15 protein-coding genes are annotated in these 17446 nt (G+C 70.1%); 12 read left to right on the top strand and 3 right to left on the bottom strand.

Annotated features, from left to right (window positions below):
• Positions 1-2696 precede the first annotated feature (2696 nt).
• From R9X44_RS12265 to R9X44_RS12220, 10 genes are all read left to right on the top strand, one after another.
• A complete protein-coding gene (locus tag R9X44_RS12265) occupies positions 2697-2963 on the top strand; it encodes a type II toxin-antitoxin system Phd/YefM family antitoxin (RefSeq protein WP_319814196.1) in 267 nt (88 codons plus the stop codon).
• Positions 2956-3219: a type II toxin-antitoxin system RelE/ParE family toxin gene (locus R9X44_RS12260; protein WP_319814195.1), complete on the top strand. Its 264-nt coding sequence runs from the start codon at positions 2956-2958 to the stop codon at positions 3217-3219. The genes R9X44_RS12265 and R9X44_RS12260 overlap by 8 nt, the downstream gene beginning before the upstream one ends.
• A gap of 429 nt (positions 3220-3648) precedes the next feature.
• Positions 3649-4386 carry a helix-turn-helix transcriptional regulator gene (locus R9X44_RS12255; RefSeq protein ID WP_413774939.1) on the top strand — a complete coding sequence of 246 codons (738 nt, stop codon included), beginning with the start codon at positions 3649-3651 and terminating at the stop codon, positions 4384-4386.
• On the top strand, positions 4383-5795 hold the full coding sequence (gene sufB, locus R9X44_RS12250) for a Fe-S cluster assembly protein SufB (RefSeq protein WP_319814194.1): 1413 nt from the start codon (positions 4383-4385) through the stop codon (positions 5793-5795). Before R9X44_RS12255 ends, sufB begins: the two co-directional genes overlap by 4 nt.
• Positions 5795-6919 carry a Fe-S cluster assembly protein SufD gene (sufD, locus tag R9X44_RS12245; protein ID WP_319814193.1) on the top strand — a complete coding sequence of 375 codons (1125 nt, stop codon included), beginning with the start codon at positions 5795-5797 and terminating at the stop codon, positions 6917-6919. Before sufB ends, sufD begins: the two co-directional genes overlap by 1 nt.
• Positions 6916-7251, top strand: coding sequence for a non-heme iron oxygenase ferredoxin subunit (locus tag R9X44_RS12240; protein ID WP_319814192.1), 336 nt, complete (start codon positions 6916-6918; stop codon positions 7249-7251). Before sufD ends, R9X44_RS12240 begins: the two co-directional genes overlap by 4 nt.
• 1 nt (position 7252) lies before the next feature.
• On the top strand, positions 7253-7999 hold the full coding sequence (sufC, locus tag R9X44_RS12235; protein WP_319814191.1) for a Fe-S cluster assembly ATPase SufC: 747 nt from the start codon (positions 7253-7255) through the stop codon (positions 7997-7999).
• A gap of 3 nt (positions 8000-8002) precedes the next feature.
• A complete protein-coding gene (locus R9X44_RS12230; RefSeq protein WP_319814190.1) occupies positions 8003-9265 on the top strand; it encodes a cysteine desulfurase in 1263 nt (420 codons plus the stop codon).
• A 2-nt stretch (positions 9266-9267) separates the two neighbouring features.
• Complete coding sequence (gene sufU, locus R9X44_RS12225; RefSeq protein WP_319814189.1) at positions 9268-9723, top strand: Fe-S cluster assembly sulfur transfer protein SufU; 456 nt, start codon at positions 9268-9270, stop codon at positions 9721-9723.
• Complete coding sequence (locus tag R9X44_RS12220; RefSeq protein WP_319814188.1) at positions 9720-10112, top strand: metal-sulfur cluster assembly factor; 393 nt, start codon at positions 9720-9722, stop codon at positions 10110-10112. The genes sufU and R9X44_RS12220 overlap by 4 nt, the downstream gene beginning before the upstream one ends.
• 481 nt (positions 10113-10593) lie before the next feature.
• Here the strand turns inward: R9X44_RS12220 and R9X44_RS12215 are convergent, their stop codons facing one another.
• On the bottom strand, positions 10594-11157 hold the full coding sequence (locus R9X44_RS12215; protein WP_319814187.1) for a DUF6891 domain-containing protein: 564 nt from the start codon (positions 11155-11157) through the stop codon (positions 10594-10596).
• Between the two features lie 163 nt (positions 11158-11320).
• Here R9X44_RS12215 and R9X44_RS12210 point away from each other — a divergent pair, with 163 nt between their 5' ends.
• Complete coding sequence (locus tag R9X44_RS12210; RefSeq protein WP_319814186.1) at positions 11321-13129, top strand: hypothetical protein; 1809 nt, start codon at positions 11321-11323, stop codon at positions 13127-13129.
• A gap of 130 nt (positions 13130-13259) precedes the next feature.
• Positions 13260-15308 carry an alkaline phosphatase family protein gene (locus R9X44_RS12205; protein WP_319814185.1) on the top strand — a complete coding sequence of 683 codons (2049 nt, stop codon included), beginning with the start codon at positions 13260-13262 and terminating at the stop codon, positions 15306-15308.
• Between the two features lie 48 nt (positions 15309-15356).
• Here R9X44_RS12205 and R9X44_RS12200 read toward each other — a convergent pair whose 3' ends face one another.
• Entirely contained in the window at positions 15357-16022 is a 666-nt protein-coding gene (locus tag R9X44_RS12200; RefSeq protein ID WP_413774938.1) for a potassium channel family protein, read from the bottom strand.
• Positions 16019-17350, bottom strand: a complete 1332-nt coding sequence (locus R9X44_RS12195; protein ID WP_319814183.1) for a TrkH family potassium uptake protein — start codon at positions 17348-17350, stop codon at positions 16019-16021. Before R9X44_RS12195 ends, R9X44_RS12200 begins: the two co-directional genes overlap by 4 nt.
• Between the last annotated feature and the right edge of the window lie 96 nt (positions 17351-17446).

Raw genomic sequence — 17446 nt, 5'->3', positions numbered from 1 at the left:
AAACCCACAGCCCGCCCAGCCAACAGAGCCCCCGACCCTTCGCTGAGTCTTCAAGGGCCACATCCCCAGAAGATTCCTCCTCCCCGCCCTGCTCCACCCCCCGAGCCGCCACCTACCCCCACAAACCACACCCACCCACCGCGAGGACCCACCCAGGCCCCCATCCCAAAACTCACAACAAAGCCCGCCGACACCCCCTCCCGAGACCCCCAGGCCCACCACACCCGCCCAGAACCAGCAGCCTCACCCAAACCCCCAGGACCACCCTTCCCCACCCAGCTCAACCAACGCCCCCACCCGACACCACCCCACCCGCCCAGACTCCCCAATTCACCCACCCAAGGACAAGAAGCCCAACTCCAAGCCCACCCGCCCGGCCCCACCTCCCCACCCAGGCCCCCGCCCCCTCCGGAGCCCTCCCACCCCAGCCGAGGAAGGCAGCCAGAACCCGAGCCACAACCCCACCCACCCAGCGCCCTCCCCGCCCCACCCAAGGAACCCACCCCAACCCCCAATCCAAAGCCCCCCGACCCTCCAGCAAAGCCCCCGCCCAGACCCTCACCCAGCCCCCGCCAACCTCCCTTCCAAGCCACAACCCCAGTCGCCCGTCCCCACTACCCCAGCCCTCCCACAAAACCAGCCCATCGCCCATCGCCCCGCACTAAAGAACCAAAGCCGCAATCCGCCAGGCAGCAGAGCCCCCGGCCCATCGCCGGGCCTTCAAGGGCTACATATCCAGGAAACCCCGCCGCTCTGCCCCAACCCCTCCGAGCCACCCAACTCTCCCCGCAAGCCAAACCCATCTACCGCGAGGGCCCACCCAGGCCCCCAGCCCAGAACTCCAACAAAGCCCGCCGACAACCCCGCCCGAGACCCCCAGATCCACCACACCCGCCCAGAACCAACAGACCCCACCCAGACCCCAGGACCACCCTCCCCACCAGCGCCCCCACCCGACGCCAGTCCGCGCGCCCAGATTCCTCAATTCGCCCACCCAAGGACAAAGAAGCCCAACTCCAGGCCCACCCGCCCGGCCCCCGCCTCCCCGCCCAGAACCCCCGCCCTCTCCGGAGCCCTCCCCACCCCAGTTGAGGAAGTCGCCCAGAACCGAACCAGAGCCCACTCACAAACCTCCCCGAGATCCCCGCCCGAGACCCGGGCCTACAACTCCCGCCCAGAGCCAGGCCAGCCCCTCACCCACGCCCCAAGCCAGCATCCAAGCCACAACCCCACCCACCCGGCGCCCTCCCCACCCCAACCAAGGACCCCACCCCAACCCCCAATCCAAAGCCCCCGACCCCCAACAAAGCCCCCTGCTCAGACCCTCACCCCAGCCCCCAGCCAACCTCCCCTCCAAGCCGAAACCCCAGTCACCCGTCCCGCCACCCACAAACCCAGCCCTATCGCCCATTGCCCCGCAACAAAGAACTAAAGCCACAGTCCGCCCAGGCAGCAGAGCCCCAGGCCCATCAGCGGGCCTTCAAGGGCTACATATCCAGGAGCCCCGCCGCTCTGCCCCAACCCTCCGAGCCGCCCAAATACCCCCGTAAACCAAACCCACCTAACGCGAGGGCCCAGCCAGCCCGGAACTCGCAACAAAGCCCGCTGTTACCCCCGCCCGAGACTCCCAGGTCAACCACACCCGCCCAGAACCAGCAGACCCCCAGGACCACCCGCCCCACCAGCCGAACCAGCGCCTCGCCCGACGCCACCCCGCGCCCAGATTCCTCAATTCGCCCACCGAAGGACAAAGAAGCCCAACTCCAGGCCCACCCGCCCGGCCCCCACCCAAGAACCCCGCCCCCTCCGGAGCCCTCCCCACCGCAGGAACCCACCCAGAACCCGAACCAGAGCCCAACCGACAATCCCCCCGAGGCCCGGGCCTTCAACTCCCGCCCAGAGCCAGGCCAGCCCCTCACCCATGCCCCGAGCCAGCATCCAAGCCACAACCCCACCCACTCAGGGCCCTCCCCGCCCCACCCAAGGAACACCCCAATCCAAAGCGCACCGACACCCCCCAGCAAAGCCCCTGCCCAGACCCTCACCCCAGCCCCCAGCCAACCTCCCCTCCAAGCCGAAACCCCGGTCACCCGTCCCACCACCCCAGCCCTCCCACAAAACCACAGCCCTGCTCTAATCCCCCGAGCCACCCAAATCGCCCCGCAAGTCCACCTCCACCTGCCGCGAGGGGGCCAATTAAGGGCACCAGCCCAGAACTCGGAACAGAGCCCGCAGATAACTGCGCGCGAGACCTCCGGGTCCACGACGCTCGCCCAGCGCCAGGCAGACCTCACCCAGACCCCGGGACCAGCCTTCCCGCCCAGCTCAACCAGCGGTCCCCGCCCGACGCCACCCCGCGCGCCCAGATTCCCCCAATTCGCCCGCTCGGGGGCTAAGAAGCCCGACTCCAGGCCCGGCCGGGCGGCCCCGCCTCCGCCTGCAAGGAAGCCCGCCCCTCCGGAACCCTCCCCACCCCAACCAATTAACCCACCCCAACCGACCCCCGCAAAGCCCGCGCCACCCTCCCCGCCAAGCCGCAGTGAGCCCGGCAGGGGGGCTCCCAGCCCTATCGCTGGGTCTTCGAGGGCGACATATCCAGGAGATTTCTCCGTGGGTCCCCTGCTCCGCCCTTCTCGTTTCTCGGACCGAGTGATCTGGGCTTTGTGTACATGGTGTACGCAGTGTACGTTGTGTACATGACGATTGGTCCGGTTGAGTCGATTCGGGATGTGCGGGCGCATCTTGCCGAGGTTGTGGAGCGTGCCGACCGGGATGACATTCCCACGGTGATCACGCGGCACGGCCGTGAGGTCGCCGCGGTGGTGTCCATTGAGGTGCTGCGCAAGTACCAGGAGTGGGAGGAGCGTGAGATCAACCGCGTCATCGACGAGCGGATGGGGCAGAGGTCGGCGGGTGTGCCGATCGAGGACGTGATGCGCGAGACGCTCGCCCGCGGTGAGTGAGTACCGCACGGTCTTCCACCCCGAGGCGCAGGCCGAACTGCGGAAGATCCCCAAAGACGTCGCGCTGCGCATCCTCGCGAAACTCACCGAACTGGAGACCGACCCGTTCGGCTTCGGGACCGTCGCGCTGGTCTCGCGCCCGGAGCGCCGCCGGCTGCGAGTCGGCGACCACCGCGTCATCTACACCGTCGACAACGGCGAACTCACCGTCTGGGTGGTCAGGGTCGCCCACCGCTCCACGGTCTACGACCGCTGACCCCGCCGCCCGCAAACCCCCCACCCGTCCCACCACCCATAACCCCAGCGCTCCGCCCCTGTGCGCCCAGATTTCCGGAATTTGCCCACGCAAGGACAATGAGGTCCAGCTGTGGGCCCGGGAGGGCGGGTCTGCCTTCCCTGCCTGGAGCTTGCCCCCGGAGCCCTGCCGCCCCGGTCGAGGCTCTCGGGGCCTGTGACTTTCGTTCGGGTTCTCGCTCGAGCTAGGGGTTTCCCGAGTGGGGGTGGGGCGTGGGGCTTGGGGGGGTGGGGTGGTTGGTGGGGGAGTAGGGTGGTTTGGGGGGTGGGGGGTGGATCTTAGTGGGTGGGTGGGGGTAAAGGTTAGGTAAGGCTTGCCTGTGTGAGGGGGATTACGGGGGTTGGTTTGGCTGGGCGGAAGGAATTACGGCACACTGGCGTTGTGAAAAACGTGCCCGAGAACGTGTCGCAGGTCGGAGCCGGTACGCCGGTCGGGCCTGGCGTGCCTCGGGGCGAGCGGGACACCCGGGCGCGGGTGGCGCGGCTCATTCTGGAGAACGGGCCGGTGGCGGCGTCGGCGCTGGGGGAGCGGCTGGGGCTCACGCCCGCGGCCGTCCGCAGGCATCTTGACGCGCTGCTGGCCGAAGGCATGATCGAGGTCGAGGTCAAACGCACGCGCCCCGCCGCCGCCCGCGGCAGGGGACGTCCGGCGAAGCTGTTCGCGATCACCGACAGGGGACGCAACACCTTCGTCCACGCCTACGACGACCTCGCGGCCAACGCGCTGCGGTTCCTCGCCGAGGTGGCGGGGCCGGAGGCGGTCTCGGAGTTCGCGCGGCGCCAGCTCGCCGGGTTGGAGAGCCGCTACGGGGCGCGCCTGAGGGCGCTGCCTCCGCAGGCGCGCGTGAAGGCGCTCGTGGAGGTGCTGTCGGCCGAGGGGTACGCCGCCTCGGCCAGCAAGGCGCCCCATGTGCTGGGCGGCATCCAGCTCTGCCAGCACCACTGCCCGGTCGCGCACGTGGCCGCGCGGTTCCCCCAGCTGTGCGAGGCCGAGACCGAGGCGTTCGCGCGCATGCTCGACACCCCGGTGCAGCGGCTGGCGACGATCGCCCATGGCGACGGCGTCTGCACCACCCACGTGTCACCGGTAAAAGCAGATAACGAGGAGTCCGGAGGGATCTCCCTATGACTACGGCAGCCAACCCCGAGCTTGAGGGTCTGGGCAACTACAAGTACGGCTGGGCCGACTCCGACGCGGCGGGAGCCGCGGCCAAGCGCGGCCTGTCGGAAGCGGTGGTCCGCGACATCTCAGGGAAGAAGAACGAGCCCGAATGGATGCTCGACCTTCGCCTGAAGGGGCTGCGGCTGTTCGACCGCAAGCCGATGCCCAACTGGGGCTCGGACCTGTCGGAGATCGACTTCGACAACATCAAGTACTTCGTGCGCTCCACCGAGAAGCAGGCCGAGTCCTGGGAGGACCTTCCCGAGGACATCAAGAACACCTACGACAAGCTGGGCATCCCCGAGGCGGAGAAGCAGCGGCTGATCGCGGGCGTCGCGGCGCAGTACGAGTCCGAGGTCGTCTACCACAAGATCCGTGAGGACCTTGAGGAGAAGGGCGTCGTCTTCCTCGACACCGACACCGGCCTGCGCGAGCACCCCGAGCTGTTCCAGGAGTACTTCGGCTCGGTGATCCCGGTCGGCGACAACAAGTTCGCCGCGCTGAACACCGCGGTGTGGTCCGGCGGCTCGTTCATCTACGTGCCCAAGGGCGTCCACGTGGAGATCCCGCTCCAGGCGTACTTCCGGATCAACACCGAGAACATGGGCCAGTTCGAGCGGACGCTGATCATCGTCGACGAGGACGCCTACGTCCACTACGTCGAGGGTTGTACCGCGCCGATCTACAAGTCCGACTCGCTGCACTCGGCCGTCGTGGAGATCATCGTGAAGAAGGGCGGCCGCTGCCGCTACACGACGATCCAGAACTGGTCGAACAACGTCTACAACCTCGTCACCAAGCGCGCCGTCGCCTACGAGGGCGCGACGATGGAGTGGGTGGACGGCAACATCGGCTCCAAGGTCACCATGAAGTACCCGGCGATCTACCTGATGGGCCCGCACGCCAAGGGCGAGACGCTGTCGATCGCGTTCGCCGGCTCCGGCCAGCACCAGGACGCGGGCGCCAAGATGGTGCACTGCGCGCCGCACACGTCGTCCTCGATCATCTCCAAGTCCGTCGCCCGCGGCGGCGGCCGCACCTCCTACCGCGGCCTGGTCCAGGTCCAGGAGGGCGCCGAGCACAGCAAGTCCACGGTGAAGTGCGACGCGCTGCTGGTCGACCAGATCTCCCGCTCCGACACCTACCCCTACGTCGACGTCCGCGAGGACGACGTCGAGATGGGCCACGAGGCGACGGTCTCGAAGGTCTCGGAGGACCAGCTCTTCTACCTGATGAGCCGCGGCCTCACCGAGGACGAGGCGATGGCGATGATCGTCCGCGGGTTCGTGGAGCCGATCGCGCGGGAGCTGCCCATGGAATACGCACTTGAGCTCAACCGGCTCATCGAACTCCAGATGGAAGGAGCCGTCGGCTGATGGGCGTGGAAGTCAAGCCTGTCTCGACCCTGTCGGAGCGGGCGTCCTACGACGTCGCGGACTTCGCCGTCCCCACGGGCCGCGAGGAGGAGTGGCGGTTCACCCCGCTGCGCCGCCTGCGCGGGCTGCACGACGGCTCGGCCAAGGCCGACGGCAAGATCGTGCTCGAGGTCGACGCGGCGCCCGAGGTGACGGTGGAGACCGTCGGACGTGACGACGCCCGCGTCGGCTCCGGCTACGTCCCGACCGACCGGATCGCCGCGCAGGCGTACAGCGCGTTCACCACGGCGACCGTGGTCACCGTCCCGCGTGAGGCGATCGCCTCGACGCCGACGGTGCTGCGGCTGCGCGGCGAGGACGCGGGCCACGCCGCCTACGGCCACACGACGGTGATCGTCGAGCCGTTCGCCAAGGCGACCATCGTGCTCGACCACTCCGGTTCGGCCACCTACGCCGACAATGTGGAGTTCCTGGTCGGCGAGCAGGCCAAGCTGACCGTCGTGTCGGTGCAGGACTGGGCGGATGACTCCGTGCACGTCTCGCACCAGCACGCCCGCCTGGCCAAGGACGCGACCTTCACCGGCTTCAACGTCACCCTGGGCGGCGACCTCGTGCGGATCCGTCCGTCGGTCTCCTACCACGGGCAGGGCGGCGACGCCGAGCTGTACGGCGTGTACTTCGTGGACGCCGGCCAGCACCTCGAGCACCGGCTGCTGGCCGACCACAGCGTGCCGAACTGCAAGTCGCGGGTCGACTACCGCGGCGCGCTGCAGGGCGAGGCGGCGCACGCCGTCTGGATCGGCGACGTGGTCATCCGCGCCGAGGCCGAGGGCACCGACACCTACGAGCTGAACCGCAACCTCGTCCTCACCGACGGCACGCGGGTCGACTCGGTGCCGAACCTGGAGATCCTCACCGGCGAGGTCGCCGGCGCGGGCCACGCCTCGGCGTCCGGCCGCCTTGACGAGGAGCACCTGTTCTACCTCCAGGCGCGCGGCATCCCCGCCTCGGACGCCAAGCGCATGGTCGTGCGCGGCTACCTCAACCAGATCGTGCAGCGCATCGAGGTGGACGAGCTGCGCGAGCGGGTCGAGGCCGCCATCGACGCGGAGCTGGCGCGGTGAGCGGATACGTCGACATCGGCCCGGTCGCCGAGATCGCCGACGACACACCGGTCGTCGTGGAGATCGACGACGTGCCCGTCGTGGTCGTCAAGACCGGCGGCGAGGTGTACGCGATGAACGACATCTGCTCGCACGCCGAGGTCTCGCTGTCCGAGGGCGAGGTCTACAACGGAACACTGGAGTGCTGGCTGCACGGGTCGTGCTTCGACCTGCGCACCGGCAAGCCCACCAACCCGCCCGCGACGAGGGCGGTGCCCACCTACCGAGTGAAGATCGAGGACGGCAAGGTGCTCGTCAACGTCGCCGAGCCGTCCGAATATGGGGAGTCCTGACATGGCCACGCTGGAGATCCGCGACCTGCATGTGACGGTCGCCGACAAGGAGATCCTGAAGGGCGTCAACCTGACGGTGAAGGCGGGGGAGACCCACGCCATCATGGGCCCGAACGGGTCGGGCAAGTCCACCCTGGCTTACGCCATCGCGGGGCACCCCAAGTACACCGTCACGTCCGGCAGCGTCACCCTGGACGGCGAGGACGTCCTGGAGATGAGCGTCGACGAGCGGGCCCGCGCCGGGCTGTTCCTTGCGATGCAGTACCCGGTCGAGGTGCCCGGCGTGTCCGTGGCGAACTTCCTGCGCACCGCCGTCACCGCCGTCAAGGGCGAGGCGCCGAAGCTGCGGGTGTTCTCCAAGGACCTCAAGGAGTCGATGGCCCAGCTCCAGATGGACCCGGCGTTCGCGCAGCGCAACGTCAACGAGGGTTTCTCCGGCGGCGAGAAGAAGCGCCACGAGATCCTCCAGCTCGAGCTGCTCAAGCCGAAGATCGCCGTCCTCGACGAGACCGACTCCGGCCTCGACGTCGACGCGCTCAAGGTCGTCTCCGAGGGCGTCAACCGGTTCAGCGCGTCCGGCGACACCGGCGTCCTGCTGATCACCCACTACACCCGCATCCTGCGCTACGTGAAGCCGGACTTCGTCCATGTCTTCGCGGGCGGCAAGGTCGTCGCCGAGGGCGGGCCTGAGCTCGCGGAGATCCTCGAGGCCGAAGGGTACGAGAAGTACGCGAAGGCGGGCGTCTGACCCATGTCGCTGCTGGCTGAGGAGATCCGGAAGGACTTCCCGATCCTGGGCCGTACGGTCCGGAACGGGAACCCGCTCATCTACCTGGACTCCGGCGCGACCTCGCAGAAGCCGCGCCGCGTCCTGGACGCCGAGCGCGAGTTCTACGAGAAGCACAACGCCGCGGTCCACCGGGGCGCGCACCTGCTCGCCGAGGAGGCCACCGACGCGTTCGAGGCGGCCCGCGCCACCATCGGCGCGTTCGTCGGCGCGCCCGCGGGCGAGATCGTGTTCACCAAGAACGCGACAGAGGCGATCAACCTCGTCGCGTACTCGCTGAGCAACGCCTCGACGTTCGGGCCGGAGGCCGCGCGCTTCGCGGTCGGTCCCGGCGACGAGATCGTGGTCACCGAAATGGAGCACCACGCCAACCTCGTCCCGTGGCAGGAGCTGTGCCGCCGTACCGGCGCGACCCTGCGCTGGTTCGGCCTCACCGACGACGGCAGGCTCGACACCTCAAACCTTGACGAACTGGTCAATCCGCGCACCAAGCTCGTCGCGCTGACCCAGCAGTCGAACGTGCTCGGCACGGTCAACCCCGTCCCGGTGATCGCCGCGCGGGCGCACGCCGTCGGCGCGCTCGTCCTGGTGGACGGGGCGCAGTCGGTGCCGCACCTGCCGGTGGACGTCACCGAGCTGGGCGCGGACTTCCTCGTCTTCTCCGGCCACAAGATGCTGGGCCCGCTGGGCATCGGCGTGCTGTGGGGGCGGCGTGAGCTGCTCGAGTCGATGCCGCCGTTCATCACCGGCGGGTCGATGATCGAGGTCGTCCAGCTCGAGCAGTCGACGTATGCCGCGCCGCCGCAGCGGTTCGAGGCGGGTGTGCCGGTGACGGCCCAGGCCGTCGGGCTCGCCGCGGCCTGCGACTACCTGACCGAACTCGGCATGGACCGCGTCGCCGAACACGAGCACGAGCTCGCCGCTTATGCGCTGGAGACCGTCGGCGCGATCCCCGGCGTGCGGATCATCGGCCCGACAGACACCGCTGCGCGCGGCGCGACTGTCTCGTTCGTGGTCGACGGCATCCACCCGCACGACGTCGGCCAGGTCCTCGACGACGAGGGCATCGCCGTCCGCGTCGGGCACCACTGCGCCTGGCCGCTGTGCCGCAGGTTCGGAATACCCGCGACCACGCGCGCGTCGTTCTACGTGTACAACACCCTGAGCGAGGTCGACGCCCTTGCCGAGGGCGTCCGACGGGCGCAGAAGTTCTTCGGGACGGTCTGACAGTGCAGCTTGAATCCATGTACCAGGAGATCATCCTGGACCACTACCGCAACCCGCAGCACCGTGGGCTGCGGGAGCCGTTCGGGGCCGAGGTCCACCACATCAACCCGACCTGCGGTGACGAGATCACCCTCAGGGTCGCGTTGGAGGGCTCCGGCGACGACGCGGTGGTCAAGGACGTCTCCTACGAGAACCAGGGGTGCTCGATCAGCCAGGCGAGCGCCTCGGTGATGAGCGACATGATCATCGGCCGCACCGTCAAGGACGCGATGCGGCTCGGCGACGAGTTCCTCGCGCTGATGCAGTCGCGCGGTGAGATCGAGCCCGACGAGGAGGTGCTGGAGGACGCCGTCGCGTTCGCCGGCGTCTCCAAGTACCCCGCCCGCGTCAAGTGCGCCCTGCTCGGCTGGATGGCCTGGAAGGACGCGACAGCCCAGACCCTGGAGAAGGCACCATGACCGAAGTGAACTCCGAGGCAGCGCAGGCGCTGTCCGCCGAGGAGGCGGTCCTTGACGCGCTGACCGGCGGGTCGGACGAGGAGGAGCAGATCCTCGAGGCCCTGCGCGACGTCGTCGACCCCGAGCTCGGCATCAACGTCGTCGACCTCGGGCTGGTCTACGGGCTGAACGTCGATGAGACAGAGGGCCAGCGGATCCTCACCGTCGACATGACGCTGACCAGCGCCGCGTGTCCGCTCACCGACGTGATCGAGGACCAGGCCCAGAGCGCCACGGCCGACCTCGTTGACGAACTCAAGATCAACTGGGTCTGGCTGCCGCCGTGGGGCCCTGACAAGATCACCGAGGACGGCCGCGAACAGCTCCGCGCCCTCGGCTTCAACGTCTGACCGTCGCCGCTCAGCGCGCGCACCGCGACCGGGCTCCGACGAGCTCGTGCCCGCTCTGCTCGCAGGCGGCCGGGGTCTCAGGGCCCGAGTGCGCCGCGACCTGGCTCTTGTGAGCCCGGGCCTGCTCACGGGCGGCCGGGGTCTCAGGGCCCGACTGCGCCGCGATCGGGCTCTTGCGAGCCCGGGGCCGGCCCGCTCACGGGCGGCCGGGGTCTCGGGGCCCGTGTGCACCGCGACCGGGCTCCGACGAACTCGGGCCCGCCCCTGAGGCCCCGCTCGCAGGCGGCCGGGGCCTCAGGGCCCGACTGCGCCGCGATCGGGCTCTTGCGAGGCCGGGGCCGGGCCGCTCGCAGGCCGATCGGCCGGGGTCGCAGGCCCGGGGTCGCGGCCAACATAGGTTTACAGCGTGAGGAGTCGTGCCCATACGGGCACGGCTCCTCACGTTTTTCTGGATGTGCGGCGGGGGACAGGGGGCGGGCGGTCAGGCGGGTAGGGGTGGGAGGCGCTTCTGCCAGGTCAGGGAGGTGAGGGCGATGCGCTTGCGGATCGTGCCGTCCCACTCGGGGGTGAGGCCCTCGGCGGTGAGGGCGGCGACGACCTCGTGGCCGATCGCGAGGTCTTCGTCCGCGGCGTGGAACGAGCCGTAGGACAGGTGGAGGCGCGCGTTCGCGGCGGCGGACTCGGTGTCCTGGTAGTGGAAGAACACGTAGCCGCGCGCGTCGGGGGCGGCCGCGTCGCCTATCTCGGCGGTGCCGCAGCCCTGGCAGCAGGTGAAGTGCGCCCGCGCGGTCACGCCCGCCTCGGTGAGCGCCGCGAAGGCGCGCAGGATGCGGTCGGGGTCGGTGACCTCCGGCCAGTCCCGCTGTTCGGCGAGGCGTTCCCGCCACACCGCCTCGACCACGTCCTCGGCGAACGCCAAGTCGTCCGGCCCATCCCCGATGTGGTCGAGCACCTGCTCGACGATCTGGGCGACGCCGTCGAAGCCCTGCTCGACGTGTGTCCGCGCGATCTCGCGTGCGGTCGTCTCCCGCTCTTTCGCATCCATGCGCCGATTCTGGCGAACCCGTCTGACATTCCGCGCGGTCCCGGGCCGCGTGCGGCCGGTGCCGCTTGCCGTCCGGGCGCCGATTGGGGACGGACCGGAAACTCAGATGCCGGAAGCCGGCCGGAAATATTCGGCTGGCGCGGCGTGGACCGTGGTTCCGACAATGATCGCGGTCGCCGTCATGGGCTCGGGTGGAGGTCTTGTGCGTCGTGTGCTGCTCGTCCTGCTGTGCCTGCTCGCCTCGGTTCCGGCCGCGAGTCCGGCGCGGGCCGCGGAGGGCGGGCTGACGGTCAGTCCGTCGGCGGGTCCGCCCGGCACCGAGGTCACGCTCACCGAGGGGCCGGGGTTCGAGTGCGTGCCGCCCGCGCCGCCCGAGGAGGGCGGCGGCACGAGTGACGGGTCGGGCGGCGGCGTCCTGCGGGTGAACGTCTTCCGCTCGTTCCTCGACCTCGAACCCGATCCGGAGACGATCGGCTCGGAGGTGACCTTCCCGTTCACCACGACGATTCCCGCGCACGCCGAGGGCAGGATCCAGTTCATCGCGGTGTGCAGCTACTTCTCCGGCGCGACGTCGAACACGGTGGCCTTCACCGTCACGGACCCGGAGACGCCTGGCCCGGAGACCCCGCCGCCCACGGGCCTGCCCGACGCCTCGGTGCGGGTCTCGCCGGACCGGGCGCGGGCGGGGGTGACCGTCGCGCTCGTGCCCGCGGACTTCCCCGACGGGTGCGCGTACTCCGCGCGGCTCGGCGACGACCTCGTCACGCTGTCCGGGCTCACGTTCCGGGTGCCGCCGGGGACCGCGCCGGGCCGGTACCAGGTCGTCCTGGGTTGCCGGTTGGACAGCGGGTATGTGCGGCGCGCGGCGACGCTCACGGTCGTCGCCGGGCCGTCCTCGCCGGGCGGGGACCGGGATGACGGGTCCGCGAACGCCGCGACGGACCCGTCGGAGGGCTCGTTCCTGCCCGACGGGACGCTCAAGAACGCGCTCGGCGACCTCGCGGAGGACTGGCGTCCGGTGGCGGCGGCCGTCGGGATCGCGGTGGCGTCGGCGCTGGCGTTCCTCGCCGTGCGCGCGCTCGCGCTGGGGGACCGGCTCGTGCGGCGCGAGCGGCGCGGGTATCCGCGTGTCGGGTTCCCGGCCGAACCGGTGAACAAGGCGCTGGAGCATCTCAACCAACGCCGCAAACGGGAGATACCGCCGCTGCCTTGGCTGCAGTTCCTCGGCGGTGTGGCGATCGCGGCGGCGGCGCAGACCCTCGCCGCCGACGACTCGAGGGGCGCTGACGGACGCCTCGACATGACCGCGGTGCCGTACGTCGCCGCGGGGTCGGTCATCGGGCTCGTCCTCGTCGTCGCGACGTGGGCCGCGGTGCTGCACTGGCGGGAGACCCGCGCGCTTGACGGCGGCTTCGGGCCGTACCGGACGCTGTGGATCGGGCTCGCGCTCGCCGTGGTGATGGCGTTCGCGTCGTGGGCGCTGCGGCTCGAACCCGGGTACGTGTACGGGATCATCGGGTACTTCGTCATCGCCGAGATCAGGGGTGAGGCGGCGCGCGAGGACAAGCTCGCCGCGATCGTCATGGCCGCCTGGGCGACGTTCGCCGCCGCCGTCGTCCTGTGGCTCGCGTGGGCGGGGGCGGAGGGCACGCAGGCCGTCGTGCTCAAGACCGCGCTGGTGCTGGTGCTGGAGACCGCGGTGTTCGCGCTGCTGCCGATCCCGCTGCTCGACGGTGCCGAGCTCATCCAGAACCGGCCGGCCGTCTGGATCGCCTCGTTCGTCCCGATGTGCACCGCCTGGTGCCTGCTCGTCTGGCGGCTCGCGGAGTCCGACTCGTGGACCGCGCTGCTCGGCACCGCCGCCCTGCTCGGCGCGATGGCCGTGCTGTCCTACCCGCTCTGGTCCCACGCCCGCCACCGCGCCTCCCGCGAGGCCCAGGCCGCCACCGACACGGGGGCACAGACGGGCTGACGCCGGTGAACCCCGGCCGAACGTGTATTGACAACTTGCGCCAGGGCTCGCCTTGGCGTGTGTCCTCGCTGAACACTGGGGTCGGTGCGGAACCATCCGCACCTGGGAATCTCCTAACCTCGGAGTGAACATGGCCCCGATACGCGCACTCGGCGCTGTATCTACAACTGTTCTCGCTTCCTCCCTGCTCGCGGGCCTGGCCGTCGGCGGTCCCGTCGGCGCGGCCCCGGCCCCCGCCGTCAAGACGCTCGTCATCGGCGTCGACGGGGCGTCGTACGACTTCCTCGCCGCCGCCGACATGCCCAACCTCGACGCGCTCATCGCCCGGAGCATGGTCGCCACGAGCAACCTCCAGGCGCAGCCCATGGCGGGCACGGTCTCCGGCCCGAGCTGGTCGACCATCGCCACCGGCGTCTGGCCCGACAAGCACCGGGTCACCGACAACAACTTCTCCTCGCCGAACTACGGCGAATACCCCGACTACCTCACCCGCGTCGAGGCGGCCAAGCCCGAGCGCTCGACCGCCGCCGTCGGGACGTGGGGCCCGATCGTCACGACGATCTTCGGCCCGGCCGTCGACTCACGCGTCGCGGGCGGCTCGGACGCGGGCACCACGCAGCGCGCTGTAGCGGCGATCGCGGGCGGCGCGGACGACGTGTTCGTCCACCTCGACGAGGTCGACGGCGCGGGCCACAGCGTCGGCACCAACGGCGCGGCCTACCGGACCGCGCTCGCCCGCGCCGACCGTCAGATCGGCGACATCCTCGCCGCGGTCGACGCGCGGCCGGACGGCGAGGAGTGGCTCATCGCCGTCACCGCCGACCACGGCCACACGCCGACCGGCGGCCACGGCGGCAACAGCCTCGCCGAGCGCAAGGTCTTCGTGATCGCCTCGGGCCCCGGCATCACCCCCGGCGTCCGGCACGACGTGAAGATCTCCGACATCGCCCCGACCGTCCTTTCGGCCATCGGGATCACCCCCGACCCCGCGTGGCGGCTCGACGGCGCGGCCGTCGGCTCCCTGCGCCCCGACGCGTTCGACTCCCTGCGCCCCCAGCTGCGCACCCGCCTTGACGAGACCGGCATCCCCGCCAACCTCCTCGGCTGGACGCACGCCACCCCCGAGGGCTGGTCCATCGACAACTCGCGGATGCCGTCCGGCGGCGTGAGCGAGTGGGCGGGCTGGTCGTTCGCGACCGACGAGTTCTGGACCCAGGCCGAGCGCAACCAGAACCGCGAGACCAACGTCCGCGCCCGTGACGTCTTCGCCGTCGCCGACTCCGACGAGTGGGACGACAGGGCGCACGGCGCGGGCCAGTTCGACTCGACCCTCGTCAGCCCCGCCTACCCGCTGACGGGCGCGGCCACCGGAACGCTCACCTACGCGACCCGCTACGCCATCGACGGACCGCAGTCCGCCGAGGTCTCGGTGAGTTTCGACGGCGGCCCGGCCCAGGTCCTGAAGACCTACACGACCGCCGCCAACACCGTCGAGCGCCTGGCGTTCGAGGTGCCGCAGGGCGCGGCGACCGCCCAGTTCCGCTTCCGCTACACCGGGACGAACAGCGCTTTCTGGACGGTCGACCAGGTCGCCGTCGAGCAGGCCGCCGCGCCCGCCGACACCACGCGCCCCGGCGTGACCCTCGCCGCCCCGACGGCGGCGGGCCCCTTCCCGTCCCTGACGGTGAAGGTCGACGCGACCGACGAGACGGGCCTGCGCCGGATCGTCGCCAACATCTACAAGGACGGCACCCTGGTCAAGAGCACCCAGACCGCAGCGAACGGCGCGAAGTCCGCGTCGCACACCGCGACGGTGCAGCTGCCCGACGGCTCCTACACGGTCAAGTACAACGCCCAGGACCTCGCGGGCAACATCTCCCAGACCGGCACCGCGCCCTTCACGATCGACGCCACCGCCCCGACCGTCACGGTGAAGGACGGCGCGGCTTACACGGTCGGGGACGGCACGGCCTACGACCTCGTCAGCTTCAAGCTGTACGACGCCGGCAAGATCGACAAGGTGGTCCTCAACGGCACGACCAAGGACCTCACCGACAACGCCTGGTCCGACGTGAACTTCGTCAAGCCCGGCGTCTTCGGCGCGGTCCAAGGCGTGAACACCCTCGTCGTCCATGACGTCGCCGGCAACACCCGCACGATCACCTTCACCCTGAACTGACCGAAGCACCCGGAGCCCGGCCCTGAAAAGGGGTCGGGCTTCCCGCGTCTACAGGTCGGTGAAGCGTTCCACCTTGGTCGTGGGCCCGGCGACGAGGATGAGGTCGTCGTACTGGAGCACGGTCTCCTCGGTCGCGTAGGTGTACTGCTCGCCCTTGGGCTTGACGCTGACGATCGTGACGCCGAGCTTGCGCCGGAGGTTGGTCTCGCCCAGCGGGACGCCGACGATCTCGCGCGGCGGCCTGGTCTTGGCCAGCACGTAGTCCTGGTCGATCTGCACGTAGTCGAGCATCCGCCCGCTGACGAGGTGGGCGACCCGCTCGCCCATGTCGTGTTCGGGAAGGACCACGTGGTTCGCCCCGATCCGCTCGAGGATGCGGCCGTGCTGGCGGCTGATGGCCTTCGCCCAGATGTTCTCCACGCCCAGCTCGACCAGCAGCGACGTCGTCAGGATGCTCGCCTCGATGTCGCTGCCGATCGCGACGACCGCGCGGTAGAAGTCGGCCACGCCGAGCTGCTTGAGCGCCTGGATGTCGGTGGAGTCGGCGGTGACGATCTGGGTCAGCTCGCCCGCGAGCGACTGCACGGTCTTGGCCCTGCTGTCGATCGCCAGGACCTCGGTGCCGAGCCTGGTCAGCTCGAGCGCGATGGAGCTGCCGAACCGGCCCATGCCGATGACGACGACGGGAAGGTTGTTCTCAGCCAATGTCCTCAGCCAACAATCGGTCGCTCCTCGGGTAGTTCGTACAGTCTTGTCCGTTCCCGCAGGGCGAGTGCGGTGAACAGGGTGACGGGCCCGACACGGCCGATGAACATCAGGAAGATGATCAGGAGCTGGCCGGCGGCGGGCAGGCTCGGGGTGATCCCGGTGGACAGGCCGACTGTCGCGAAGGCCGAGACGACCTCGAACAGCACCTGGTCAAGGGTGTGCGGCACGAGGGACAGCAGCGCGAACGTGCTCGTCGCGACGACGCCGACGCCGAGCAGCGCGATGGTGAGCGCCTGCCGCTGGGTGTCGTGCGGGATCTTGCGGTTGCCGACGTTGACGCTGTTCTCGCCGCGCAGCTCGGCGAGCAGCACGAAGGCCAGCAGCCCGAAGGTGGTGACCTTGATGCCGCCGCCGGTGCCCGCGCTGCCCGCGCCGATGAACATGAGGATGTCGGTGGTGAGCCAGCTCTCCGGCCGCATCGCGCTGATGTCGACGCTGTTGAAGCCGCCGGAGCGCGGCATGACCGCGGCGAAGAACCCGGCGAGGAGTCGTCCGCCGCCTTCCAGGCCGCCGAGCGTGCGCGGGTTGTTCCACTCGAAGACGGTGAACACGATCGTGCCCGCGGCAAGCAGCAGCGCCGTCATCCCGACGGTGATCTTGGTGAGCACCGACCAGCGCGCGGGCCGCCGCCAGGAACGGGCGAGCTCGAACACGACGGGGAAGCCGAGCCCGCCCACGATGACGCCGAAGCACAGCGGCAGGCAGATCCAGGGGTCCCCGGCGAAGCGGACCATGCTGTCGTGCCACAGGGCGATGCCGCCGTTGTTGAACGCCGACACCGCGTGGAACAGCCCGAGGTAGGCCCCGTACCCGACCGACTGCTCGTACCTGACGATGAACCGCGCCCCGAGGATGACGGCGAGGACCGCCTCGGTCGCGAGGCTGAAGATCACGACGTTGCGGATGACGCGTCTGAGGTCGCTTCCGGTGAGCGTCTTGTTCTCGGTGGCGGCCAGCAGCCTGGCGCGCAGCCCGAGCCGTCCCGACAGCAGCAGGGCGAACAGGGTCGCCAGCGTCATGATGCCGAGGCCGCCGGTCTGGAGCAGCAGCATGATCACGACCTCGCCGAAGATCGACCAGTGCGTGTCGGTCGCGACCACCGCCAGGCCCGTCAGGCAGATCGAGGACGTCGCGGTGAACAGCGCGGTGAGCACGCCCGCGCCCTCCCCGTCGGCCGTCGCGACCGGCAGTGACAGCAGCACCGTGCCGACCGAGACCGCCGCCCCGAACCCCCCGACGATCACCTGCGTCGGGTGGCGGAACCCTCTGCGCATCACCCTCCCTGCCGATGTCCCCGTTGTGCCCGGCGACCGACGGTACCAACATCGTCGGCGCGTCAGGCGGGCGGATGTCGGGTTCGCGCCGGAGCT

This window comes from Actinocorallia sp. A-T 12471 (genome assembly GCF_033875155.1).
Lineage (GTDB): Bacteria > Actinomycetota > Actinomycetes > Streptosporangiales > Streptosporangiaceae > Actinocorallia.
The sequence above is the reverse complement of the archived record's forward strand: the minus strand, read 5'-3'. Positions and strand labels throughout refer to the sequence as shown.

Coding starts and splice junctions, on each gene's coding strand:
- R9X44_RS12220 (WP_319814188.1), top strand. CDS start 9,720: ATGACCGAAGTGAACTCCGAGGCAGCGCAGGCGCTGTCCGCCGAGGAG.
- R9X44_RS12205 (WP_319814185.1), top strand. CDS start 13,260: ATGGCCCCGATACGCGCACTCGGCGCTGTATCTACAACTGTTCTCGCT.
- R9X44_RS12210 (WP_319814186.1), top strand. CDS start 11,321: ATGATCGCGGTCGCCGTCATGGGCTCGGGTGGAGGTCTTGTGCGTCGT.
- R9X44_RS12230 (WP_319814190.1), top strand. CDS start 8,003: ATGTCGCTGCTGGCTGAGGAGATCCGGAAGGACTTCCCGATCCTGGGC.
- R9X44_RS12265 (WP_319814196.1), top strand. CDS start 2,697: ATGACGATTGGTCCGGTTGAGTCGATTCGGGATGTGCGGGCGCATCTT.
- sufD (WP_319814193.1), top strand. CDS start 5,795: ATGGGCGTGGAAGTCAAGCCTGTCTCGACCCTGTCGGAGCGGGCGTCC.
- R9X44_RS12215 (WP_319814187.1), bottom strand. CDS start 11,157: ATGGATGCGAAAGAGCGGGAGACGACCGCACGCGAGATCGCGCGGACA.
- R9X44_RS12195 (WP_319814183.1), bottom strand. CDS start 17,350: ATGCGCAGAGGGTTCCGCCACCCGACGCAGGTGATCGTCGGGGGGTTC.
- sufC (WP_319814191.1), top strand. CDS start 7,253: ATGGCCACGCTGGAGATCCGCGACCTGCATGTGACGGTCGCCGACAAG.
- sufB (WP_319814194.1), top strand. CDS start 4,383: ATGACTACGGCAGCCAACCCCGAGCTTGAGGGTCTGGGCAACTACAAG.